Annotated in this window: 22 protein-coding genes and 1 other RNA gene; 7 read left to right on the top strand and 16 right to left on the bottom strand. The window is 43.9% G+C overall.

Going from position 1 to position 23,198, the window contains the following annotated elements; genetic code table 11:
• Positions 1 to 36: 36 nt before the first annotated feature.
• Genes J3998_RS08685 through J3998_RS08710 form a run of 6 tightly spaced genes read right to left on the bottom strand, consistent with a single transcriptional unit; the run spans position 37 to position 5,775 of the window.
• Complete coding sequence (locus J3998_RS08685; protein WP_208150184.1) at positions 37 to 780, bottom strand: glycosyltransferase family protein; 744 nt, start codon at positions 778 to 780, stop codon at positions 37 to 39.
• Between the two features lie 23 nt (positions 781 to 803).
• Positions 804 to 1,832, bottom strand: coding sequence for a polysialyltransferase family glycosyltransferase (locus J3998_RS08690; RefSeq protein WP_208150186.1), 1,029 nt, complete (start codon positions 1,830 to 1,832; stop codon positions 804 to 806).
• Positions 1,829 to 2,572: a polysaccharide deacetylase family protein gene (locus J3998_RS08695; protein ID WP_208150188.1), complete on the bottom strand. Its 744-nt coding sequence runs from the start codon at positions 2,570 to 2,572 to the stop codon at positions 1,829 to 1,831. The genes J3998_RS08690 and J3998_RS08695 overlap by 4 nt, the downstream gene beginning before the upstream one ends.
• A complete protein-coding gene (locus J3998_RS08700) occupies positions 2,559 to 3,632 on the bottom strand; it encodes a glycosyltransferase family 4 protein (protein WP_208150190.1) in 1,074 nt (357 codons plus the stop codon). Before J3998_RS08700 ends, J3998_RS08695 begins: the two co-directional genes overlap by 14 nt.
• On the bottom strand, positions 3,632 to 4,714 hold the full coding sequence (locus tag J3998_RS08705) for a glycosyltransferase (RefSeq protein WP_208150192.1): 1,083 nt from the start codon (positions 4,712 to 4,714) through the stop codon (positions 3,632 to 3,634). The genes J3998_RS08700 and J3998_RS08705 overlap by 1 nt, the downstream gene beginning before the upstream one ends.
• Positions 4,711 to 5,775, bottom strand: a complete 1,065-nt coding sequence (locus tag J3998_RS08710; RefSeq protein ID WP_208150194.1) for a glycosyltransferase family 9 protein — start codon at positions 5,773 to 5,775, stop codon at positions 4,711 to 4,713. The genes J3998_RS08705 and J3998_RS08710 overlap by 4 nt, the downstream gene beginning before the upstream one ends.
• A 169-nt stretch (positions 5,776 to 5,944) precedes the next feature.
• On the opposite strand from J3998_RS08710, the gene J3998_RS08715 reads away from it, so the two are divergent.
• The 5 genes from J3998_RS08715 to J3998_RS08735 are packed head-to-tail and all read left to right on the top strand — an operon-like array spanning position 5,945 to position 11,322.
• Entirely contained in the window at positions 5,945 to 6,619 is a 675-nt protein-coding gene (locus tag J3998_RS08715; protein ID WP_208150196.1) for a fused DSP-PTPase phosphatase/NAD kinase-like protein, read from the top strand.
• Positions 6,620 to 6,621: 2 nt separating this feature from the next.
• On the top strand, positions 6,622 to 8,370 hold the full coding sequence (gene msbA, locus J3998_RS08720; RefSeq protein ID WP_208150198.1) for a lipid A export permease/ATP-binding protein MsbA: 1,749 nt from the start codon (positions 6,622 to 6,624) through the stop codon (positions 8,368 to 8,370).
• A complete protein-coding gene (locus tag J3998_RS08725) occupies positions 8,357 to 9,313 on the top strand; it encodes a lysophospholipid acyltransferase family protein (RefSeq protein WP_341829260.1) in 957 nt (318 codons plus the stop codon). Before msbA ends, J3998_RS08725 begins: the two co-directional genes overlap by 14 nt.
• Before the next feature lie 7 nt (positions 9,314 to 9,320).
• Positions 9,321 to 10,763, top strand: coding sequence for a bifunctional D-glycero-beta-D-manno-heptose-7-phosphate kinase/D-glycero-beta-D-manno-heptose 1-phosphate adenylyltransferase HldE (hldE, locus tag J3998_RS08730; RefSeq protein ID WP_208150200.1), 1,443 nt, complete (start codon positions 9,321 to 9,323; stop codon positions 10,761 to 10,763).
• On the top strand, positions 10,753 to 11,322 hold the full coding sequence (locus J3998_RS08735; protein WP_208150202.1) for a D-sedoheptulose-7-phosphate isomerase: 570 nt from the start codon (positions 10,753 to 10,755) through the stop codon (positions 11,320 to 11,322). The genes hldE and J3998_RS08735 overlap by 11 nt, the downstream gene beginning before the upstream one ends.
• Positions 11,323 to 11,407: 85 nt before the next feature.
• Here the strand turns inward: J3998_RS08735 and J3998_RS08740 are convergent, their stop codons facing one another.
• Both J3998_RS08740 and J3998_RS08745 read right to left on the bottom strand, forming a co-directional pair.
• A complete protein-coding gene (locus J3998_RS08740; protein WP_208150205.1) occupies positions 11,408 to 11,617 on the bottom strand; it encodes a zinc-finger domain-containing protein in 210 nt (69 codons plus the stop codon).
• A gap of 17 nt (positions 11,618 to 11,634) precedes the next feature.
• The gene (locus tag J3998_RS08745; protein ID WP_208150207.1) at positions 11,635 to 12,561 is read right to left on the bottom strand and encodes a branched-chain amino acid transaminase; all 927 of its coding nucleotides are present in this window, start codon (positions 12,559 to 12,561) and stop codon (positions 11,635 to 11,637) included.
• A gap of 784 nt (positions 12,562 to 13,345) precedes the next feature.
• On the opposite strand from J3998_RS08745, the gene J3998_RS08750 reads away from it, so the two are divergent.
• Positions 13,346 to 14,524 (top strand): aspartate aminotransferase family protein, encoded by a 1,179-nt coding sequence (locus J3998_RS08750; RefSeq protein WP_208150209.1) that lies wholly within the window; start codon positions 13,346 to 13,348, stop codon positions 14,522 to 14,524.
• Between the two features lie 15 nt (positions 14,525 to 14,539).
• Positions 14,540 to 15,445 carry an ornithine carbamoyltransferase gene (argF, locus tag J3998_RS08755; RefSeq protein ID WP_208150211.1) on the top strand — a complete coding sequence of 302 codons (906 nt, stop codon included), beginning with the start codon at positions 14,540 to 14,542 and terminating at the stop codon, positions 15,443 to 15,445.
• Between the two features lie 88 nt (positions 15,446 to 15,533).
• On the opposite strand, the gene recR is transcribed toward argF, so the two are convergent.
• From recR to nadS, 8 genes are all read right to left on the bottom strand, one after another.
• Positions 15,534 to 16,127: a recombination mediator RecR gene (gene recR, locus J3998_RS08760; RefSeq protein ID WP_208150213.1), complete on the bottom strand. Its 594-nt coding sequence runs from the start codon at positions 16,125 to 16,127 to the stop codon at positions 15,534 to 15,536.
• An 89-nt stretch (positions 16,128 to 16,216) separates the two neighbouring features.
• Positions 16,217 to 16,549 carry a YbaB/EbfC family nucleoid-associated protein gene (locus tag J3998_RS08765; protein WP_208150214.1) on the bottom strand — a complete coding sequence of 111 codons (333 nt, stop codon included), beginning with the start codon at positions 16,547 to 16,549 and terminating at the stop codon, positions 16,217 to 16,219.
• A gap of 54 nt (positions 16,550 to 16,603) precedes the next feature.
• Positions 16,604 to 19,087, bottom strand: a complete 2,484-nt coding sequence (dnaX, locus tag J3998_RS08770; protein WP_208150216.1) for a DNA polymerase III subunit gamma/tau — start codon at positions 19,085 to 19,087, stop codon at positions 16,604 to 16,606.
• A 153-nt stretch (positions 19,088 to 19,240) separates the two neighbouring features.
• Positions 19,241 to 19,337: signal recognition particle sRNA small type (gene ffs, locus J3998_RS08775), an RNA gene on the bottom strand.
• Positions 19,338 to 19,606: 269 nt separating this feature from the next.
• Positions 19,607 to 19,969, bottom strand: coding sequence for a response regulator (locus tag J3998_RS08780; RefSeq protein WP_208150218.1), 363 nt, complete (start codon positions 19,967 to 19,969; stop codon positions 19,607 to 19,609).
• A gap of 1 nt (position 19,970) precedes the next feature.
• Positions 19,971 to 22,157: a methyl-accepting chemotaxis protein gene (locus J3998_RS08785; RefSeq protein WP_243750669.1), complete on the bottom strand. Its 2,187-nt coding sequence runs from the start codon at positions 22,155 to 22,157 to the stop codon at positions 19,971 to 19,973.
• Between the two features lie 259 nt (positions 22,158 to 22,416).
• Positions 22,417 to 22,746 (bottom strand): YggL 50S ribosome-binding family protein, encoded by a 330-nt coding sequence (locus tag J3998_RS08790; RefSeq protein WP_208150239.1) that lies wholly within the window; start codon positions 22,744 to 22,746, stop codon positions 22,417 to 22,419.
• 263 nt (positions 22,747 to 23,009) lie between these two features.
• A complete protein-coding gene (nadS, locus tag J3998_RS08795; RefSeq protein ID WP_208150241.1) occupies positions 23,010 to 23,189 on the bottom strand; it encodes a NadS family protein in 180 nt (59 codons plus the stop codon).
• Positions 23,190 to 23,198 lie beyond the last annotated feature (9 nt).

Here is a 23,198-nt window from a genome sequence, read left to right on the forward strand (position 1 = left end):
CAACCACTTTTTTGATTATTATTTAAAACTAAACCTCTAATCCATTGATGGTGCTCGGTAAACATCTTCAATCCACGGTGCTTTCTTATACTTATCATAAGGTTCATGGATTACATCTTTCGGATCAGGTTTTCCATGAAACAAAACAATGCTTGTTCCATGTGGGAAAGCAACTTCGCCCTTGGGAGAAAAGATTGAAAAGTGATTACGCAGTGCCTTTCCCAGAGCACCAAAAGAGTATTGAACCTTCGCATCCAAATCCAATTTAAACGATTTGATTAGTGTTTTAGGATAAATCACTGCTTCTTTGAAAACATATTCAATCCAGTCTTGATCGCCATGCATCTGCTTAATAATCCACTCTTTTTGTGCCCAAAAAGATTCCCAGATAAAAGCGTATTGGCCAGCATTAAAACAGAGTACCGAGCTGTTATAGCGGTCTTCATTAATATCTGACGAAATACAAAACTTATCGCTATATGTAATCAAGGGTTCTAGAGAACCCGTAATTACAATATCCAAATCTAAAAAAAGAATTTTGTCCTGTGAGGATAAACCTAAAAACCCTCTCTGGAAAATAACTAACTTGTACCACCATCCTTCAAGACCTAATTCAGGTAAATCTTCAATAATGATAACTTCGTCAACACCCTCGGCATCCTCAGTCAAACAGTGAAATTTAAATGGCTGATTAAGATTATTTTTGACCATCTTGTACAGACGATTTACATAATCTGGGCTATATTTATCTCCCCATTTCAAACAAATAACGTGCAACATTTCTTTAATCCATTTAATAATAATTAGGACAGTAATTCTTGGAACTCACTATGATGAATCTCAGCTTCATCCGTTAAGATATTAATCCCAACATCCTTTTTTAATAATTTCACCGTCAGTAAAGCGGTAGAAGGCGCTGATACAACATCGGAAAAAGATAATTTAGGTAATATTAATTCCAATGGCAAAGCCGATGGAAGAATGGAAAATGACATCCTCTTATCTCGCTTCACAATGTTTTCTAGCCAATTCAAATTAGAACCATCTCGTGGATGTTTTTTAACCGCAATTCTCAAACCAGTTTGCTTGCTTAAATATTCAGCATATTGCTGCTGTAGACTTACCGATAAATTTGACGGATGAGGGAGAATAATCAACAAGTCATAAGCTTGGTTTAGCAGTGGCGCCTGATCGTCAGAAATAAATTGTTCTAATAAACTTTGCAGCCTTGGACTCTGGTAAAAATTCAAAGGAATGGGATTTAACAGGAGCAAGTCTTTCAATAAACCACACGCTTTTTCTGGAGCGAGCAACCACCCTTCCGAAATCCATTCGCTAGCGCCAATTGTAATTGGATGCTTCCAGTCGCACGGATACATCCGTTTTTTTATCCAAGAATCAAGCACACGATCCCGCCAAGTTTGCGAGCGTCTACGACAGGTATAACTAAAAACACCTTCATCAAGATAGATGCCTTTAACCTCAGGTTTATGCTTAACTGCCTCAGTCATTGCGCATTGAAATTCAATGCGACGGTCACTGCCAACAAAAACCTGATCCGGTTTTAACTCAGCAACAATTTGTTTAATTTCATTTAACTCTCTAACCCGACTGCGCCACTTCTTCCAAGCTCCCTTAAATTTGCCATGAAAACACCAACTCTGTTCAAACGGCGAATCGATTTTAGACAGTGCATCAAGATATGGATTGGGTTGGTTGATCGGAAAGTCAACATACATCAAATAGCTTCGCTCATCTTTTCTTTGCGAAGCAAAAACGAAACTATTTAGAAAATTCCAAGGCGTAGCGGCAATATATAGCGAGACTTTCATCGTAAGATCAGCTTGCCTTTAAGCTTATGCTTCATGTGTATTTTCCACCACACGCCGGCCAAATCATCGCCAAACGAAATCGCCTTTCTTGGGATTGCCATTAGATCATGCTCAGAAGTCCAGGCTCCTCGTTGACAGCTGGTTGCTGTTTCAAATCCTGCTTCAGCAGCCAGTCTCATCACCTCTTTATTCAAGGATCCATAGGGATAACAAAAATGCTGCACCTCATCCTGTAAGCATTCTTCCAATTCGCGCTTAGAGTGAACAATTTCATCAAAGGCTTGCTCTGAGGTAAGTTCAGCCAAACGGGGATGGCTGTGAGTATGCGCACCAATCGTTATTCCTGCTAGCTTAATATCATTTAACTGCTGCTTGTTCATCAACGGCGCTAAAGGCAATCCACTCTTTTCCAGCCACTCTGCCTGCTTATCAATTAAACCACTGACCATATAGACTGTAGCAGGAAAACCATATTTCTTTAAAATTGGAAAGGCATGCTCATAAAAATTGACATATCCGTCATCGAAGGTAAGAACAACACTATGCTTAGGCAGTCTTACTTCCCCACGGATTCCTTGCAAAGCGTGGTCAAGTGAAATCACGTTATAGCCCATTCTTTTCAACCACCACATCTGTGATTTAAAACGGCTTAAACGACAAAAAGTTGCACCATGAGCGGTGATACCAGAAAAGTTGCCAACCTGATGGTACATGAGAACGGATATTCTAGGCATTTTCATTGCATGCTCCCTGATAAACCAAAACGGTTTGTTGTGCGTTTCTTTGTATTGAAAAACCATCAGAAAATGTTTTCAAAGCACCCTGCCCATACAAATTAAAGTCATCTGGGAAATCAACTGCCTGTTCGATAGCAAGGGTTAATTCACTCACATTCTCCGATTCAAACAGAAAACCGTTCTGGCAGTGTTTAATGACCTCAGGAATCCCGCCCGTTCGAGATGCAATAATCCCTAGACCAGCTGAACACGCTTCTAACAACGTAAGAGAAATCGCTTCTCTTCTAGAAGGTAAAAGTAAAATATCACTGGCTTGATAATAATTTTTCGGTTGATCCACTTGCCCAACCCATCGAATTGGCAACCCTAGTTTTTGTGAACGATTCTTTAAATCTTGAGCCCACTCAGTGCTTGCGGGACCGACTACCACTACCTGTAACTTAGCTAGCTTGCCCGCTTCTAATTGTTCGAGAGCTGACACCATCAGATCGTGACCTTTGTCTTTAAAAACGCGAGCGACCATTAAAAACGTTAATTTGTCATCCGCCCCTAAAGTCCGCCTAAGCTGGCGCTGAACATCAATACTCTCAACACGCCCAACTTCCGGAACGCCATTCAAAACCACATGCACCTTATCTTCATCAAAACCATGCGCAACCAGATTGTCTTTAACAGCATTGGAAACTGCAATAATCTGATGTTTTTTAGAAAAACGCTTGTGGGTATTGGTTGAATGAGCAGTCATCACAAGCCGCGTTCCTGCGAATTTAACCGCCCATTTTGCATAGAAACTAGCACGCATCAAATTGGCATGAACCAAGTTAAATTGACCATCGTTTAAAATTCGAGCTAATCTAAAAATACTAGCTAAGTCAAAATATCCTTTCATGCGTAATGAATGAACTTTAAAGCCATTATTCAACATCTGCCGGTACAGCCAACCATCTTTAATACCCGCAAACTCACTTTCAACTCCGATTTCCTTTAGCGCTAGTGCTAGATTCAGAACATACTTCTCGGCTCCCCCAATACCTTTTGAGCGAAGGATATGTAAAACTTTCATCAACCTAACACCTCAACATAAATCTGATAGTTGCCTTTAACCATTTGTTCTACAGAAAATTTGTTGCGCATTAATTGCTTGCCATTTTCACCCATAGCTATTCGTAGTGAATTATCTTCTAAAAGATGAGTAATCGCTTTTTGTAAAGCTCTGGAATCACCCGGTGCTACTAATAAACCATTATGACCGTCCTCAACCGCTTCTGGAATACCGCCTACTGCCGAAGCGACAATCGGTACAGCTTGTTGCGATGCCTGCAATAAAGAAACCCCCAATCCTTCCATTAAAGCGGGATGGACTAACAGGTCAATGCAACCAAAAAGAGCGGGCATATCATCGCAAAACCCAGTGAATTGGACGGTTTCTTGCAAACCAAGCGCGTCAATTTTCTGTTCTAAGTTTCCTTGGTACTTTCCTTTGCCAAAGAAAAGCACTTTTATATCGGGAAATTCTTTGCGCAATTCCGGTAGAACCTGCAACAGATAGGCATGCCCTTTGCGCTCAATAAGCTGAGCTACAACACCAATAACCAAAGCGTTTTGAGGCAAATTAAAACGCTCTTTAAATGCCTCAGCATTGCATTCACTAGTGGCATCTTTCGCTACCGAGCTTCTTACACACTCGACTTGTTCTTCGGAAGCTCCCTGACTGATTAAAACATCACGAATGCCATCAGAAATAGTAATCACTTTTTGATAGAGACCGTATTTATGTTTAGTTACCCAGCGACTCTCCGGGTTATCCACTCTGCGAGAAATAACAGCCGGCACGCCCGCGAGTTTTGCCGCTAAGCCACCCCAAACATCCGCACCACGGCGACTGTGTACATGCACAATATCGGCTTGAACTTGCTTAATTACCTTTTTGATGCGCCATAGCAAACCAATATCCAAATCGCCTTTAGCAGTAATTTCAATCACTCTAAAACCGCGCTGTTTCATCTCTTCGGCAATCACGCTGCCGCGCGTCGCCAACAATATATTTTCCACCGCAAAATCATCTTGCAGACCCTGCATAATAAAGGTGACTTGCTTAGCTCCTCCATAGAGATGCTTACCAAGCTCAATATGTAAGACCTTCACAAACGAACCTCAACATTTACCCCTTGATTTAACACTTGCCACTCTTGCAGCACCCATTCTGGTGACAAAGCTCTCATGCAGTCAAAACGCCCTTCACAAGTAGGATTGCGGCGACATGGAGAGCAGTCAAGTTGATGGTAAAGAACCTTTGCTTTAGCACTACGAGTATTTGAATAGGGTAGCGTTGAACCAAACAGTGCCAAGGTTGGTTTATTTTCAGCAATACCCATATGGGTTAGGCCTGTATCGACACCAATCACGCCATTCGAGTGACGAATAACAGCGATGGCTTCTTGGATTCGCGTTTTTCCAACGAGATTGACGACATTACCAGGCATGTTTTTCATTAAAGATTCAGCAGCAACCGTGTCCCCTGGCCCACCAAGAATCGCAATTTTTTTATTTGCGGGTAGAAGTGCGGCTAAAGCCTGCCAATTTTCATCAAACCAGTGCTTTTGCGGACGAGTAGTAAAGGGGCAAAAAACCAGGTAGTCAGAGCCAAGTTCTGTAGTAATTTCTTTCCAACTTGGTGTATCAAGGTTTGCCGGAAGACGCATCTGAAAGCTATCTATTGAGCAGCCTAAATATTCGGCCATCGCTTGATATTCTGAGCTAATCAGTTCGCCGGTAACAACCGAACCGTCAACCACTTCATCCATCCACTTTTGCGAACCTTCACGCGAATTAAGGCCAATTTTGCGTTTTGCCTGCGACCATTTCACTAAAATCCCACTTTTAGCAAGACTTTGCAGATCAATTGCTAAATCAAACTCTGCGGCACGCAACTGTTTTTTTAAACGACGGATTTCTTTCCAAAGCCTAACCCAATGCAGAGCCTTAAAATCTTTTGTCCATTGACCTTTAGGAATGATAATTAATTCATCGAGTAGTTCATGACCACGGATTACATCGGCAAATTCAGGCTGTACCGCCCAAGAGATTTCTGCTTGCGGATAGCGCCGTTTAATCGCCTTCAAAAGCGGGGTTGCCATGACTATGTCACCCATCGCACTCATTCGAACTAAAAGAATCTTATGGATTTTTGTGTTCGATTTTGTCATGTACTACCTTGCGTATATTCACTAAAACTTTTTTATCCGATTCAAGATGGCTTATCATACAGCTTTTCTTATAATTTGAGTTTCGCTTTTTACCTACATAAAAGCTGAAAGCACTAAACTAAATAATGAAAATCCATCACTAGGATTTCCCAAAACGGAACAAAACCGGATGACCCTGCTCAATAGTCGACTTGCACGCCTAAAAGCCTATCTCCATGCTAACCTGAAAGACCATGGTATTCTTCGAGCACTATTCCGTAATTTTTATCAAATTTCAGCGAATAGCTATCCAGAAGCTTACCGAAGCAACCATCCCTCCCCTTATTTTGTTCGTAAATTACACCGAAAATATAAGATTCAAACCATTTTAAGTGTTCGTCGGGCTGATACAACTGGGGCCTATTTGCTCGAAAAAGAGGCCTGTGAGGAGCAAGACATAAAGTTAATAAACCATGCCATGTCATCACGTCAACTCCCTACCATTGAGGATGTGTTAACGTCTAAAGAAATTTTGCTAAACGCAAAATATCCTATCCTCATTCATTGCAAGTCCGGTGCCGACCGAGCGGGAATGATGAGTGTGTTTTATAAACATTTTGTTGAAGGCTTGCCGATTAGTGAAGCTCTGGCGCAATTAAGTATGAAATATGGGCATTTCCGTTGGGCAGACACTGGAAAATTGGATTTCTTTTTTGAGGCTTTTCTGGATTTTGCCAAACAGCACCCAGATGTCAGTTTTGAAGAGTGGTTAACTGAACATTATGATCGCGAAGCCCTAGACAAAAAGTTTAAAGCCGAAGGCTGGGCGAATATAGTGGTTAATAAAATCTTACATCGAGAATAACAATGCTTGACCGTGCGACCCTAAGCCTTTATCGCCGTTTATTACGCTATATTTTGCCGTATAAAAAGCTGATAGCGGTAACCTTGCTAGCGCTGATTTTTATCGCCATGATGGAACCTGCTACCGCTTGGATTCTCAAAGAACTGGTTGATGAAAGTCTGATTGCCAAAAACCCTGACTCATTTGTGATGATGCCAATTTTGTTGGCCGGTGTATTTATCGTTAAAGGAATTGCCGAATATTTCAGTAAGGTATTTAGCCAATGGATTGCCCAAAGCGCCATTCTTGACATCCGCTCGGAAATGTATCGCAAAATGCAGTCTTTGCCGTACAGCGATTTCCAAGCCTATTCAACCGGCAAGCTGATGTCGAAAATCACCTATGATGTACCACAGGCGAGCAATGCTCTATCAACCGCTTGGGTGATTATTATCCGCGACAGCTTGACGGTTACCGCACTGGTCGCCTATCTACTCTATATCTCTTGGCAACTGACTTTGCTGATGCTTTTGATTGGCCCTGTAGTCGCATTTATTATTAATAAAGCCAGTAAGCTAATGCGTAATTCCAGCCGCAATATGCAAGCCGACATGGGGCAGATGACGCATCAACTGGAAGAAGGCTTAAACGCCTATCAGGATATTAAAATCTATGGCGCGGAAAACTACGAACAGAACCGTTTTCAGAACACCGCAAAAAGTCTTTTGACCAATACCTTAAATGTCACCAAAGTCTCAGCGCTGAATGTGCCATTGGTTCAAGTGTTGGCCGCCATTGCCTTAGCTATCGTGGTTTATATCGCCATGCAGATGTCCGCCAAAGACATGTTTACCCCTGGCGAACTACTATCATTTATTACCGCGATGGCTTTAACCTTTGAACCGATTCGCCGCCTAACCAATATCAATGAAACCGTGCAGAAAGGAATGGCTGCCGCAGAGAGTATTTTTAGCCTACTTGACTTACCGGACGAAGAAAATTGCGGGGAATTGAAACCCAAAGCCATCAAAGGCGAGATTATTTTCAAGGATATGCAATTCACCTATCCAAACGCCGATAAGGCAACTTTTGATCACCTAAATTTGCATATCGCTGCTGGTAAAACGACCGCTTTAGTTGGGCAGTCCGGAAGCGGTAAATCAACGCTTGTCCATCTAATAGCGCGTTTCTATCAACCACAAAACGGCACCATTTTATTAGACGGCTCCCCCCTCAAAGACATTGAACTCGACTTCCTACGTCAACAGATGGCTTTTGTCAGCCAAAAAGTCGTGCTTTTCAATGACACCATTGCGACCAATATCGCTTACGGACAATCCGGCATTAGCGAAGAGCAAATCATCACAGCGGCGAAAAAAGCCCATGCTTGGGAGTTTATTGAAAAACTGCCGGACGGTCTAAATACTAATATAGGAGACAAGGGCGAATTGCTCTCCGGCGGACAAAGACAACGGATCGCTATTGCCCGTGCTTTTCTCAAAGATGCTCCGATTTTAATTATGGATGAAGCCACTTCCGCGCTGGACAATCAAAGCGAGAAGATGATTCAGGAAGCGATGGAAACACTACGCCAAGATCGCACCGTGATTATTATTGCGCACCGTTTGAGCACCATTGAAAATGCTGACCAGATTGTCGTGTTGGAGCATGGCCAGGTTGTCGAACAAGGCGACCATCAAGCACTTATATCTGCCAATGGGCTATACGCCAGTCTGTACCAAAAGGGAGAGCAAATTGGTGCAAACGTCTAGTTCAAAAAACACTAAACCGCTTTCCGGCCGAGATTTCTTGCACCCCAAATATTGGGGCATTTGGCTCGGTGTAGGCTTACTGAAAGTATTCAGTTGGTTGCCTTACAACAGCAAATTCACTGTTGGTAAACTACTCGGCAACATGATGTATTGGTTAGCGCCAAGACGCCGTAAAATTGCTACTGCCAATATTCAAATCGCTTTTCCGGAAAAGACACCGGACGAACTGAAAGCGATTCTTAAAGCGCACTTTGTCAGCTTGGGAACCGGCTTTGCCGAGATGGCAATCATTTGGCATGGCGACCATAAAAAAAATCACCAAAATGCATTCGAGCGTTCTATCGTTCGCTTTATTGGAGCAGAAAATCTTCAGCATGCATTGAATGACAACAAAGGCGTTTTAATTTTAGCGCCGCACTTTACGACCCTTGAAGTGACCGGCTTGTTCGTCTCTTTTTTAACCAACTACCATGCGGTTTATCGCCCGCACGACAACCCTTTTATGGATTATCTGATTGCCCAAGGTCGGAGTATTCAATTTGATAATGGTGAGACCGTTGAACCAGTCTCGAACAGCAATACTCGCCAGATGCTCAAAGTACTCAAAAACGGCGGAGCTATGACTTTTCTGCCAGATCAAAAATACCGCGCTAAAGGATCAATTCGAGTACCTCTATTTGGAAAAGAAGCGCCAAGTAACCCAGCAACCTCTAAAATCAGTAAATTGACTGGGTGCGCGGTAGTACCGACTTTTACTAGACGCATTGAAGATGAGCAAGGTATTCATTACGAAGTAGAATTCCTGCCGGCATTGGACAATTTTCCAGCTGACGACTACCAAGACACTTTACGACTGCATCACCTTTATGAAGACGCCATCCGCAAAGCCCCGGAGCAATATCTTTGGGTACATAACCGCTGGAACCTAAAATTAGAAAAATGAGCACCCTATGAAATTAGACTTCTCAAAAGCCAAAATTCTTGTCATCGGCGATGTCATGCTTGACCAATATTGGTCCGGCTCAACGCAGCGTATTTCACCGGAAGCACCGGTTCCAGTAGTTAAAGTTCAAGACGATGAAACTCGACTTGGCGGCGCTGCCAACGTCGCTCTTAACCTAAAAGCGCTTGGCGCTAATGTCGAACTGGCTGCAGTGATCGGTGACGACGAAGCCGGAATACTGGTCAAACAACTGCTTGATAAACAAAATATCATGACGCACTTTCATTTTGGCGAACAACCGACAATTCGCAAGCTGCGGATTCTAAGCCGCCATCAGCAGCTGATTCGAATGGACTTTGAAGAACCTTTGCTTGCTAAAACCGCGGAAAGCTTTGCAGATAATATCAGCAACATCGTGAAAAATTTCGACTTAGTGCTGTTTTCGGACTATGCAAAAGGCAGCCTAACCGCTATCCAAAAGATGATTCAAGCATGTAATTCTGCGGGCGTGCAATCGTTTATCGACCCGAAAGGCGATTGTTACCAGAAATACAGCGGTGCCACTTTAATCAAGCCGAATCAATCTGAATTCTGTCAAATTGCCGGACAGTTCCAAGACACCGCAGAATTAACCACAAAAGCCCAAGAACTAATTCAGTCACTCCAGCTTAAACACCTATTGGTAACGCGTAGCGAAGAAGGCATGGCGCTCTTCACCCCTGAGCAGGAACCTTACTTCCTTGCCACACAAGCACAGGATGTTTATGACGTCACCGGCGCCGGCGATACCGTGATTGCGACGATAGGAGCCGCCTACGCGAATGGCTATTCGTTAAAAGACGCTCTGCACTTCGCCAATATCGCTGCCGGCATCGTGGTCGCTAAAGTTGGTACGGCCACCGCAAGCTTAGCGGAACTCAGTGACAAACTCCACCTATCACAACGCCATCAAGGTTATGTCGCGCCGTCCAAACAAGAATTAAAAGAACTGGTTCAGCAAGCGCAACAACAAGGCAAGAAAGTGGTCTTTACCAATGGCTGCTTTGATATTCTCCATTCCGGTCATGTGCGCTATTTGGATGAAGCCGCCAAACAAGGCGACAAGCTGATTATCGCTGTCAACTCCGATGAGTCCGTGCAACAACTGAAAGGCCCTACACGCCCTATTGTTCCTTTACAAAGCCGTATGGAATTACTTGCCTCACTAAGCTGTGTAGACTGGGTAATTCCCTTCTCGGAAGAAACGCCGCGCGATTTAATCTGCTATCTTGAACCAAACGTTTTGGTTAAGGGCGGTGATTATCAACCGCACGAAATTGCTGGTTGTGACTGCGTTTGGGACAAAGGCGGCAAAGTGGAAATTCTCAGCTTCTGGGATGGCTTTTCAACTACCCAGATTGTCGAACGCATCCAAACCTCAATCGCCGAGGAGCAAAATGATGAAAATTGAACTAGACTTCAATGCCGTTGCCAAAGAACATCAACAAGCGGTTGATTCGGTATTTGCACAAGCAGAACAAATTCAACAAGCTGCCAAAGCGATGATTGCCGTTCTAAAAAACGGTAACAAAGTACTTTGGTGCGGCAATGGCGGCAGTGCTGCTGAAGCACAACATATGGCGGCAGAATTAATGGTGCGCTATGTCAAAAACCGTCAACCGTTAGCATCCATTGCTTTGACCAATGACACCTCTATTTTGACCGCGCACCCGAATGATTATGACTTCTCAACCCTGTTCGCCCGCCAAGTCGAAGGACTCGCGCAAGAAGGCGATTTATTGATTGGACTAAGTACTTCCGGCAAGAGTGAAAATGTGCTAAAAGCGTTTGCGGCCGCGAAACAGAAACAGGTCAAGACGCTGGCACTAATTGGCCAAGACGATAGTGAAGTCAGCAACTTAGCTAACATGGTCATTAAGGTAAATAGCTCCAAAACCGCTCGAATTCAAGAAGGCCATACCCTCATCAACCATTTAATATGCGAAATGCTTGACCTCGCCTTTGATTAAACGATACAAATCACAGGCACAAAAAAACCGCTCGAAGAAAGATTGCTTGAGCGGTTTTTCATTTGCGCCGTATAAAGCTTATCGCTTAGTGACCGCCGGTAGCGTTCGGATCAAAGTCCGTTAGGATGTAATCCGCGCCACAATATGGGCACTTGGCTTTACCGGTTTTTTCAATCGGCAAATACACGCGCGGATGCGAATTCCACTTGCTCATATCCGGTGTTGGGCAGTGCAGCGGTAAATCTTTATGCGTTACCTCATACACTTTTTGGCTATTGGTTGAGTTTGATGACATCTGGCTCTCCCTTCTACTTAAGCTACTGGCGTTAACCAATCCATATGCGCTGGCGAGCGACCGTGCACAATATCGAAGTACTGCGATTGAAGCTTCTCGGTAATCGGACCACGCGACCCAGCACCGATAGGACGGTTATCCAGCTCACGAATCGGCGTTACTTCTGCCGCGGTACCGGTGAAGAACGCTTCGTCAGCAATATAAACTTCGTCGCGAGTAATGCGTTTTTCGCGAACTTCAATACCGTTCTCTTTCGCCAACTGCATAATGGTTTTACGCGTAATACCGTCCAGACATGAAGTCAGCTCAGGCGTATAAAGCACACCGTCTTTAACCATAAAGAAGTTTTCACCTGAACCTTCAGAAACATAGCCATCAACATCCAATAACAGCGCTTCATCACAACCGTGCGAAACCGCTTCTTGCAGAGCAAGCATCGAGTTCATGTATTGACCGTTTGACTTCGCTTTGGTCATGGTGACGTTTACGTGATGACGCGTATACGATGAAGTCGCGATTTTGATACCTTTAGTTAGGTTTTCTTCACCCATGTACGCGCCCCATTCCCAAGCGGCAACCATTACGTGTACTTTAAGATTATCAGCACGCAATCCCATTCCTTCTGAACCGTAAAACGCCATTGGTCGGATGTAAGCGGACTTTAGATTGTTTTCACGAACCGCCGCACGCTGCGCTTCATCCAGTGTCGCTTGGTCATACGGCATTGGCATATTCATGATTTTTGATGAGTTAATCAAACGCTTAGTGTGTGCATCCAAACGGAAGATTGAAGTACCCTGTTCGGCTTCATAAGCGCGCACGCCTTCAAACACCCCCATACCGTAGTGTAAGGTGTGGGTCAGTACATGGACCTTAGCATCGCGCCAAGGAACCATTTCACCATCTAGCCAAATCAGACCATCTCTATCTGCCATTGTTTGCATTGAACATTACTCCAAAACCATTAAGCGCCATTGGCGTTTCGTTAAAAAATATAGCCAGATATTTTAACGAATATAAGTAAACGGTGTAGGAATTATTTACGCCTGTTTGCGGAAAATTTATGCCTAAAAATCAAATTCTTAGCGTTTTCCTCGTGAAAGTCGGCAAAAATACCCGGCAAAACTTGAATTTTTAAATGCAATGGCTAAAATCTTCTTTTTGCTCTTTCAAACAAGCTGTAATGATTAGGGAAACGCAGAACAAGTCCAAATGGCTTCAGGCAAAGTAAAATTTAAGTTAAGCAAGGCGTCTGTTTGCCGTCATGTCTAGACCTGACAAAAAGAGACAACACCGCTTAACCAAATTTTGCAAAGCTCCTACGGGCGAGGTTTGGAAGCGTCACTTCGTTGTTAGACTTCTTAACCATAGCGATGGCTATGCTTTGCGAAATCTGCCTAGAATTGACTGCTTCAAACACCTCGCTGAAGCCAATGGGGACTTAATTCTGCGCTTCCTTAGCAAAAAAGCAACCCATCGGGAATGTATTTTTGAGCTGAGCTTTGCTCTATCGCCAACTTAGGTTTTTTTACCAAACCCATGCAAACGCGAACTGCCGAAGCCGTTGAAAAATACCTTTTCTAGGTTGCTTTTTTTATTTCTAAACGCAAGAAAGCAAATCCGCCACCGTTTAGAAAATCAATAAAAAACAGATAATAAAAAGTCGTTATTGACGCATTCCCTGCAAAGAGAGAGAAGTGCAGGGCTGACTTAACAAGGAAATGTTTCATGTCAAACCATTTAATGAATACCTATGCACGCTTGCCGGTAAGCTTTGTTAAAGGACAAGGCGCCCTATTGCATGACAGTGAAGGGAAAACCTATATTGACGGCATTAGCGGTATCGCAGTGTGTAGTCTAGGGCACGCTCACCCTGCGATCAGCGATGCAATTTGTGCGCAAAGCCAGACCTTGCTGCACACCTCAAACCTGTATCAGATTGATAAGCAACAGCAACTGGCAGACAAACTTTGCGAACTATCAGGAATGGAACAAGCGTTTTTCTGCAACTCAGGTGCAGAAGCCAACGAAACCGCAATCAAGATTGCGCGCAAGTATGCCAATCAAAAAGGCATTAGTAACGCCAAGATTATCGTGATGGAAAATAGTTTCCACGGTCGTACCATGGCTACTCTTAGTGCAACCGGTAATGAAAAAGTTCACGACGGCTTCTATCCTCTGGTACAAGGCTTTGAACGTGTACCATTCGATAATATTGCCGCAGTCGAAGCACTACAAAACGACCAAGACATCGTGGCGATTCTGGTTGAGCCAGTACAAGGTGAAGGTGGCGTTCATGTTCCTAAAGAAGGTTATTTAAAAGCACTACGCGACATTTGTGACCGTAACGAATGGTTATTGATGTTGGATGAAATCCAAACCGGCATCGGCCGTACTGGCAAATGGTTTGCCCATCAATATGAAGGCATTAAACCAGACGTGCTAAGCTTGGCAAAAGCGTTAGGCAATGGCGTTCCAATTGGCGCAAGTTTGGTTTCGGGCCGTGCGACCGGCATGCTAGTTCCTGGCAACCACGGCACCACTTTCGGCGGCAACCCTCTGGCTTGTGCAGCCGGTTTAGCCGTGGTCGAAACACTGGAAGTGCACAATCATATTGAGCACGTAGCCATCAAAGGCGAACAACTGTTAGCAAAATTCAAACAGTCTTTAGATGGAATCGACACTGTTGTCGACATCCGTGGTAAAGGCTTTATGGTTGGTATTCAACTGAACAAACCTTGTGGTGAGTTGGTTGCTAAAGCCCTAGAAAAAGGTGCTTTGATTAACGTAACTCGCGGCGACACGATTCGCCTGCTACCAACCTTTGTAATGACACAAGAGCAAACCGATACGCTAGTCACCATTGTTAGCGATTTAGTGAAAGAATTTGCTCAAACAAACTCATAACCAAAGTTATTTATTATGACTGTAAGACACTTTTTAACCTTAAAAGACCTCTCGAAGGAAGAATTGCAAACTGTTCTAGAACGCGGTATAGAACTGAAGAACATGCAAAAATCCGGAGAGATTCACGAGCCGCTAAAAAACCAAACCTTAGCGATGATCTTTGAAAAATCTTCGACTCGTACCCGTATTTCATTTGAAACCGGCATGACCCAACTAGGTGGTCACGCACTGTTCCTTTCATCACGCGACACACAACTTGGGCGCGGCGAACCACTAGAAGACAGTGCACGCGTCATTTCTAGCATGGTAGACGGTATTATGATTCGCACTTTCGAACATAAAATCGTGGAAACCATGGCTGAATACTCACGAGTACCGATTATCAATGCGCTAACCGACGACTATCATCCATGTCAACTACTGGCTGATATGCAGACCTATTACGAGCACCGAGGAAGCATTGCCGGAAAAACCGTGACTTGGGTTGGAGACGGCAACAATATGTGCCAGTCATATATCAATGCCGCAGAACTGTATGATTTTAAACTGCGCATCGCTTGCCCAGAAGGCTATGATCCAAATCCTGAATTAGTTGCAGAACACGCCGACCGCGTTGAAATTTTCCGTAGCACCAAAGATGCTGCGGCTAACGCCGACTTAGTGGTCACCGACGTTTGGGCTAGTATGGGTCAAGAAGAAGAGCAGCGTCTACGCGAAAAAGCCTTTGCTAACTTCCAGGTCAATGCTGAAGTCATGGCTTGTGCCAAAGACGATGCCCTATTCATGCATTGCTTACCTGCACACCGCGATGAAGAAGTCACCGCAGACGTTATCGATGGCAATCAATCCGTTGTCTGGGACGAAGCAGAAAACCGTCTACATGCTCAAAAAGCTCTGCTTGAGTTCCTTATGGCGAAATAACTTATAACCAAGCCTAGCTTCAAATAAAAAGCCCGCATTGTGAAAAGAAAATTTCAATGCGGGCTTTTTTACTCTGACGGCGAAGAAACTAAACTTCGCGACGAGAAAGGAAAGCTTGGGTAAGGGTACCTGAATCGAGATACTCCAATTCACCACCTAATGGTATCCCCTGCGCGAGGCGGGAGACTTTTACGTCATAATTCTTAGCAATTTGCTGTAGATAATGTGCGGTTGCCTCTCCTTCAACGGAGGGGTTAGTCGCAATGATCAATTCTGAACAGCCACCTTGTTGCAATCGCAGTTCGAGAATCGGCAAACCAATATCTTCTGGACCGATACCGTCTATCGGTGATAAACGCCCCATCAAAACAAAATAAGTGCCTCGAAAAATACCGGACTGTTCAATAACAGCAATATCGGCAGGTGATTCCACCACACAAATTTCATCTTGAACACGTTTCGCCGAAGCGCATATCGGGCAGATTTCATTTTCAGAAAAAGTACGACACTGCCGGCAATGTCCAACTTTCTCCATCGCTTCGTTTAATGTTTCCGCCAAACGAAGCGCACCTTTTCGATCTCGCTCCAGAAGATGGTAAGCCATGCGCTGAGCAGATTTTGCACCAACGCCTGGCAGAACCTTCAATGCTGAAATTAAATCATCAATTAATGGGGTTTGCATTGATTTCCATTAGTAAAAACAAGTAAAAATCCAATTAAAAGGTGGGTTCTATCCATTTTAAAATCATTGGTTAACAAAAAACCTCGTATTTAAAATGGCATTTTCATCCCTGGTGGAAGGTTAATACCATTTGTCAAAGAACCCATTTTTTCTTGGGTCGTCTCTTCAACCGTGCGCGCTGCACTATTTACCGCTGCGGCAATCAAGTCTTCTAGCATTTCACGATCATCCATTAATGAATCGTCGATTTGTACTTGCACCAATTCGTGTTTACCTGTCATGGTCACTTTTACCAAACCACCACCAGACTCACCAGAAACTTCCATCTGGGCGATTTCTGCTTGCGCTTTTTGCATATTCTCTTGCATCTCTTGCGCTTGCTTCATTAGGTTACCTAGACCACCTTTTCCACCACCAAACATTCTTTTTTCCTTTTCGTTTTTTAATGTAAATTTCTCATGAATCACTTAACGCGACTAGCTCATGAGCGGTTTTGTTGAATTCGGCAACACCTGCATATTCAGTGTCGACATAAAATTTTGCACAATCGGATCTGTCGCAATGGATACTTCAGCTTGCTGTTGACGTTCTTGCGCCAAAACTTGATCTTGTTGCTGCGGCGTTAGCTGCGAACGGTCAAATTGCTGTGCCGACGCAAATTCTAAAACGACACCCAATCTATTTTGCACCTGCTCAGTAAATAACTGCAAGGCGTTCTGCTGATGACTAAAGTTTTGCTCCGGGTCGACCGCAATGATTAACGCCTGACGGTTATAGTCTATTAAAACGGCTTGACGCGCAATTTCCAGAACCATTGCCTTTAACTCAAGCTGCTGAATCAATTCTCGCCACTGTTTCATTTTAACCATGGCATCTTCAGACAACTGAACTGAAGTTGGCATCTGCCACTCTACTGAAGTGCGCTGTTCAGCCTTTTCTGATTGTTGTAGCATGGCTTGCTGAACTGGCTGATCAACCGCCGGATCAGAATAAGATTGTTCGACAGGAGCTAAATGTTCAATATTCGTTTCTGGCGCAGGCACGCTTTCAATTGAGTCATTAAAACTGTGTGCATACTCATTTTGTGAAGGCTGTGCCGGTTCATCCATTAACCATGGCGGCACATCGTCTAATGCTGGTGGCGCATCGACACGCGTTTGATTATTCAGCGTTGGCGCCTCATTCACTACACGCTCTGAGGGATTAATAATCTGCGGTTCTGGCTGCTGTATTGTTTGCGAGTGACCAGTAGTTACTTGCTCACCGCCCATTTTGGCAAGCTGAGCACGAAGAGAAGAATCTAAATCTTTTGTTGGTTTCGGTTGAGAAACGCTGGTTTCCTCTGCCTTCTCAGGCGCATCAAGCTTTCCCAGATTATCGAACCCCGCCAACATTTGATCCATTAAAGATCCCGCTTTTGGTTCGGCAATCGATTGTTGAGGTTCCGTTGCCGCGGTGTCACTTTCTTGTGGATAACTTGGCTTACGAGGGGTAACTTCCTTACCAACTAGATTTCGAGCAGAGCCCATTTGCGCTATAGCGGCTTGCGGATCCATTGAATCAAGCATACTTTGCTCAGGTGCTACCTCACCACTAGCAAGGCCAAAATCTTGTTGTGCAACATTTGGTGCTATTGCATTGGTCGCTGACATATTAGTAGAGATTTCTGGTTGAGGCGTAGTTGTCTGTTGCTGAACTACTGCCGATGACGACTGATTAATTGCCGTTGATACAGCCTGTTCAGGAGGGTGATTGTCTTGAATACTATTCAAGCCATCACGTAATGCAGCCAATGCCTGAGAAGGCTTCATCGCAGCATTCACTTCCGTTACAGACACATTATCAACCTCTTGACTCTCAACACTAGCCACAGTTCGACTCGGGTCAAATGCCAACATACGCATCAAGCCCATTTCAAAGCCAATACGATTATCCGGTGCCAACTGCATATCTTGTTTGGTCAACAGACTGATTTGATACAACGTCTGAACACGTTCAGCGCTCAATGCTTGCGCCAAAGCTTGTACAATATCGACCGGCAAGCTATCTAGATTGACCGATTCACCAAACATTTGGAAATAGCTGATTTCATGCAAAGTTTCGCTCAAGCTTGCCAAGAGTGCATCATAATCAACGCCCATTAACGACAAGTCTTGCATCACTTCTTTGATTAACTGCGGACTGTCTTCGGCCAACGCCTGCAAAATTCGCAATACATATTGCTGATCGACCAAACCCAGCATGGTCTGAACCGGTACAAATTCAATTTTTCCGGCGCCGTAGGCAATCGCCTGATCTAACAAACTCAAGGCGTCACGTGCCGAACCATCAGCACTTTTAGCAATTAGCGCCAAAGCGCTCTCTTCAAACGGAATCTGCTCTTGTTGCAAAATATTCTGCAAGTGGTTTTGAATTTGAATTTGCGTCAGACGCATGAGATTGAACTGCAAACAACGCGACAAAACCGTGTTTAGCAATTTGTGCGGATCAGTAGTCGCCAATAGAAATTTGACATGTTCCGGTGGCTCTTCCAAGGTTTTCAACAACGCATTAAAGCTGCTTTTGGAAAGCATGTGCACTTCATCGATTAGATAGACTTTATAGCGTCCTTGCGTCGGCGCGAACTGCACATTTTCAAGAATTTCGCGGGTATCATCAACTTTGGTTTTCGACGCCGCATCGACCTCAATCAAGTCAATAAAGCGGCCTTCATCAATCGAACGACATGCCTGACATTGTCCGCAAGGTTTGGAAGTCACTCCGGTTTCGCAATTGAGTGCTTTAGCGAAAATTCGCGCTATGGTGGTTTTACCAACCCCACGAGTACCGGTAAATAAATAAGCGTGGTGCAAACGCTGCTGATCAAGTGCATTTGCCAAAGCCTGCATAACATGCTGCTGCCCTACTAATTCAGCAAAATTTTTAGGACGCCACTTACGGGCTAAAACGCTATAACTCATGCATCAACCTTTTAACTATCAACTTAGAAATCCGCACCAACGGTCTATATTTCCGAGCTAAAGAAGACAATAAAATTGCTTGGTATTTTACCGTTTAGAGAGTCGAAAGTGGATGAAATTCACTTAATGAAAAAAGAAAATGAATGGAGGCAACCCTACCCACCTATCCTCGGCGCACACATCAGAAGGTACCGTTGCTTCCTTCCGGACCTGGCGGGGTTCCCAACCTAGTGTCGCGAGGGAGCGAATAGAGTTACCATATTGAAATTTCCTAAGAATGACGACAAATAGCGATTTATACAAGCATTCCAAAGAAAACCATTAAATAGAAGGCGGATACGCGCTTCTGCAAATTAATGGATTTAAGAAGAGATAAGAACTCTTACAATCGGCAGCGATTATAGAGAACCTACTCAGTTTGTCAACTGCAATGACAACCCGATTATCAACGACGAACGGCTTGCCCCATGTAAATTTTCAAGAACACTTCCCTAGATAAATTTACCAACTGAAAACGTTTTACCCAAGAAGATGTTGCATCATAAATTCAAAAGTTTCTCTATCGGTTGGTTTCTTTAGAAAACCGTTCATACCGGCATCAAAGCATGCGTCTTTGGTTTCCGCCGAGTCATTACCACTCAAGGCAACGATAGGCGTCTGAATAAACTTTTTTCTGATTTCTCGCGAACACTCAAAACCGTCCATAATTGGCATATTCAAATCCATCAGGATAACGTCGAAGCCTTGCCGTTTCAGAACAGCCAACGCTTCTTTGCCATCTGCGGCAATCGTCACTTCATGGCCATATGTTTGAAAGTAGCCGGACTGAATCTGTTGCAGGATGTCATCATCCTCAACCAATAAAAGCTTTAAAGATTTCAACTTACGACGTTACTTTTTTTGATAATGCATATTTGGTTTCATCTAAAACCTTGGTTTGTCCCAAATCAAAATACGACATTTCTTGGCGTAAAGTTTCGGCCTGATGTCTTAAGTTTTCAGCCGAAGCACTGGTTTCTTCAACCAAAGCGGCATTTTGCTGAGTCACACTGTCAATCTGACTGATTGATTGATGCACCTGATTCACGCCTTCAGCCTGTTCTTGAGCGGCTTGTGCGATGTGGGTAACCATATTGGCAACCTGATCGATTGAAACATTAATCTCATTCAGCATCTCGCCTGACTCGGAAGCCAAGGTAGAACCTTGACTAACGCGCCCAACCGTTTCATCGATCAAAACCTTAATCTCTTTAGCCGCCTCTGCGGATTTTTGCGCCAAACTGCGAACTTCCGAAGCCACCACAGCAAAACCTCGTCCATGCTCACCGGCTCTAGCTGCTTCAACCGCGGCATTCAACGCCAATAAATTTGTTTGGAAAGCGATACTGTCGATTAAGGTTACAATGTCTGCAATTTTATGACTGGACTCTTCAATGGCAACCATCGCTTGAATGGTCTGCTGCATAACACCAACACCTTGTTGGACTTTTCCTTGAACTTCTACCGACACTCGACTCGCTTCTTGCGCATTATCACTACTGCTTTGAACCTGTGCATTCATTTGCTCCATGGTCGCTGAAGTTTCTTCCAAAGCTGACGCCTGCTGCTGCACACGACCGCTCAAATCCAAAGACCCTTGCGCCACTTCGCGAGCGGCAGTATCCACTGAAATCGATACTTCCGACGTCATGCCGACCACTTCTTTGATTTTTTGCGAGGAGAAATTAATGGCGTTTTTCAAATCATGAACCTGCCCTTTAAAGACGCCGGCAGGCAGTTCCAACGTTAAGTCACCTTGCGCCTGTGCGGTCATAACATCACTGATAGAAGTCATTACCCCGCCCAAAGTCACCATAGTGCTATTGATGGTATTACCGAGTTCTTCCAAATCACCAGGGAAGACTTCAACACGGTAATTAAAATCGCCTTCCTCAATATGTTTTAGAACACGGGTAATGTCATTGATATTTTTAATCTGATTGGTTTTATCCAACCATTCGACCACATAGCCGACTTTCTGTTTATTGCGGATAATCGGCACAACGGTCAGTTCCAAAATCAGATCAGAAACTTTCAGATTCCCCTGCCAAGGCTCCATTAAAGCTTGCACCATTTGGCGTTGATGGGCCGGATTTTTATGAAACACATCCATATTAGAGCCGACCACAGTGCTCGCTTTAAAGTTCGGCAAGGCTTCGCGTATGCTTGCCTCGTTGCGTTGGAACATTTCCGCCAATGACTGGTTAATGCTCTTAATATTGAATTCCGCATCGGCAACCATCAAGTTAGTACTGGCACTGTTCATCGCCGTGGTCAACACCGCAGCATTTTTTGCCCCGTCGTAACTCTTCGCTTCCGTTTCTGCAACGCGAGTGCGTAGCATATTGATTAAGAAACCTAATTCGCTTTTATCGTCGACAGCCTCTTGCAGGTTGCCATTTGAAATTCTCTCAATACCGCTTTTCAAATTGCTCGACAAATCATCAATTTTAAATACCGACCAAGCAGTCGCCATTAAAGCGAGCAGACCTAGGCCAATTAATCCGCCTGTGACCGTCGTAACTTCAGAAGTAATCGCCAAACCGATAAAGGCAACTAAGGCGACAAGCATGCTCACTAAAGGAAACGCTAAACTTTTTAATTTTGACACTTGTCTGGTCCAAGGGAAACTCGCGCTGCCTGCTTTGATATCGGCGTAAAGTTGAGTGGCAAATTGTTTTTGCTGAGCGGTTGCAGGATAACGAACTGACAAATAACCCGTGACTTTTCCAGACTCGACAATAGGCGTTGCATTCGCCATTACCCAATAATAATCACCGTTCTTACGTTTGTTTTTAACAAGTCCTTGCCAAGGTCGCCCGGCCTGCAAAGTTTTCCAGAAATCCACAAATGCCTCTTTTGGCATGTCCGGATGACGCAGAATATTATGCGGCTTTCCGGCTAATTCTTCATCGCTGTACCCTGAAGCTTCACGAAAGCCTTCATTATAATCAACAATGTTCCCGAACAAGTCCGAAGTGGATAAGATGACTAAATCATCCGCCAAAACATATTCTTTACCTGCACTCATTAAGTCCATCCTCTAAAAGCAACAACGCTAAAACACTATAACGTAAAAACTAAAAGCATCTTTAACTAAGTCTTTAAAATTACCGCAAATCACCGCTGCAAGTAACTTTTTATGAAACCCATCAAAAGGATTCTTATTCCATATTAAGAGTCCCAGATAGAAAAAAAGAAATCGGTTTTTTTCAGGCATAAAAAAACCCGCGTAAAAGCGGGTTTAATCTCAAAACTTGGCTAGGCCGTGCCAATGCTGTTTGGTTTAATTAATCAAAGTCGCCGTAAAAGACATCCACAAAATCACCGGCTTTTGCTTCTGTGCAGCGTTCTTTTAACCAGTCTTCAACCGCTTGCCGGTCTTCTTCACTTGGTGAACCATAGCGCGTTTGAGCAACAACAAATACATCAAACCTTTCAAGGTCACCGCCACCTGAAAACAGCAAGTCTCTCCCTTCAATCATGTCGATAAAATCATCAATAAACTGTTCAAAATTATTGCTATTACCAGCTTGGCATTCTGCCGTGACTTCAAAGCCGTACACGGCAAATTCATCTAAATAAAGCTTTTTTCTTAGTCGTCTGTTTCTAGTGGTCATCTTTCTCTCTCTTTTATATTTCGTTTTAACTGAATAAATTCAGTTCGTTTTATTCATTTTTTCGTTTCTCTGTACCGTTCGTACCGTTTTGAAAACAAAAACGGTACAGGCTCTAGGCCGCATGAATAAAGGCTCGTACCGTCCGTACCGCTTGTACCGTTAATTTTTACGCATGTCATAAGGTTGTACAAAATAACGGGGGTGAAAAGTGGCGCTATTTTCTGTGGGATTCGGCACAAATTAACACCAACTATAGGCGCGCCTTAATTTTCTGGCTTATGGCTGTTCGGTAGCCTTGCCCTCGATACGTCCAATGGTTCACGAATCGCTTTAACGTCCGCTACTTCGTATCGAGTTACACGGCTAGGCGCTTTCTTACCTTGTTGGATCTCTACCGCTTCTTGTAAGGATGCTTTCAATTCGTCAAAAAACTTATTCGCCATCTTCACCCC

The sequence above is a fragment of the Thiomicrorhabdus marina genome (genome assembly GCF_017571465.1).
In the GTDB taxonomy this organism is placed as follows: domain Bacteria; phylum Pseudomonadota; class Gammaproteobacteria; order Thiomicrospirales; family Thiomicrospiraceae; genus Thiomicrorhabdus; species Thiomicrorhabdus marina.

Bases quoted from the DNA above. Each gene is read 5' to 3' on its own strand.
- hldE (WP_208150200.1), top strand. From the start codon at position 9,321: ATGAAATTAGACTTCTCAAAAGCCAAAATTCTTGTCATCGGCGATGTC.
- recR (WP_208150213.1), bottom strand. From the start codon at position 16,127: ATGCAAACCCCATTAATTGATGATTTAATTTCAGCATTGAAGGTTCTG.
- J3998_RS08700 (WP_208150190.1), bottom strand. From the start codon at position 3,632: ATGAAAGTTTTACATATCCTTCGCTCAAAAGGTATTGGGGGAGCCGAG.
- J3998_RS08715 (WP_208150196.1), top strand. From the start codon at position 5,945: ATGACCCTGCTCAATAGTCGACTTGCACGCCTAAAAGCCTATCTCCAT.
- J3998_RS08710 (WP_208150194.1), bottom strand. From the start codon at position 5,775: ATGACAAAATCGAACACAAAAATCCATAAGATTCTTTTAGTTCGAATG.
- msbA (WP_208150198.1), top strand. From the start codon at position 6,622: ATGCTTGACCGTGCGACCCTAAGCCTTTATCGCCGTTTATTACGCTAT.
- J3998_RS08765 (WP_208150214.1), bottom strand. From the start codon at position 16,549: ATGTTTGGTGGTGGAAAAGGTGGTCTAGGTAACCTAATGAAGCAAGCG.
- nadS (WP_208150241.1), bottom strand. From the start codon at position 23,189: ATGGCGAATAAGTTTTTTGACGAATTGAAAGCATCCTTACAAGAAGCG.
- J3998_RS08790 (WP_208150239.1), bottom strand. From the start codon at position 22,746: ATGACCACTAGAAACAGACGACTAAGAAAAAAGCTTTATTTAGATGAA.
- J3998_RS08690 (WP_208150186.1), bottom strand. From the start codon at position 1,832: ATGAAAGTCTCGCTATATATTGCCGCTACGCCTTGGAATTTTCTAAAT.
- J3998_RS08685 (WP_208150184.1), bottom strand. From the start codon at position 780: ATGTTGCACGTTATTTGTTTGAAATGGGGAGATAAATATAGCCCAGAT.
- J3998_RS08785 (WP_243750669.1), bottom strand. From the start codon at position 22,157: ATGAGTGCAGGTAAAGAATATGTTTTGGCGGATGATTTAGTCATCTTA.
- argF (WP_208150211.1), top strand. From the start codon at position 14,540: ATGACTGTAAGACACTTTTTAACCTTAAAAGACCTCTCGAAGGAAGAA.
- J3998_RS08735 (WP_208150202.1), top strand. From the start codon at position 10,753: ATGAAAATTGAACTAGACTTCAATGCCGTTGCCAAAGAACATCAACAA.
- J3998_RS08695 (WP_208150188.1), bottom strand. From the start codon at position 2,572: ATGAAAATGCCTAGAATATCCGTTCTCATGTACCATCAGGTTGGCAAC.
- J3998_RS08745 (WP_208150207.1), bottom strand. From the start codon at position 12,561: ATGCAAACAATGGCAGATAGAGATGGTCTGATTTGGCTAGATGGTGAA.
- J3998_RS08740 (WP_208150205.1), bottom strand. From the start codon at position 11,617: ATGTCATCAAACTCAACCAATAGCCAAAAAGTGTATGAGGTAACGCAT.
- J3998_RS08750 (WP_208150209.1), top strand. From the start codon at position 13,346: ATGTCAAACCATTTAATGAATACCTATGCACGCTTGCCGGTAAGCTTT.
- dnaX (WP_208150216.1), bottom strand. From the start codon at position 19,087: ATGAGTTATAGCGTTTTAGCCCGTAAGTGGCGTCCTAAAAATTTTGCT.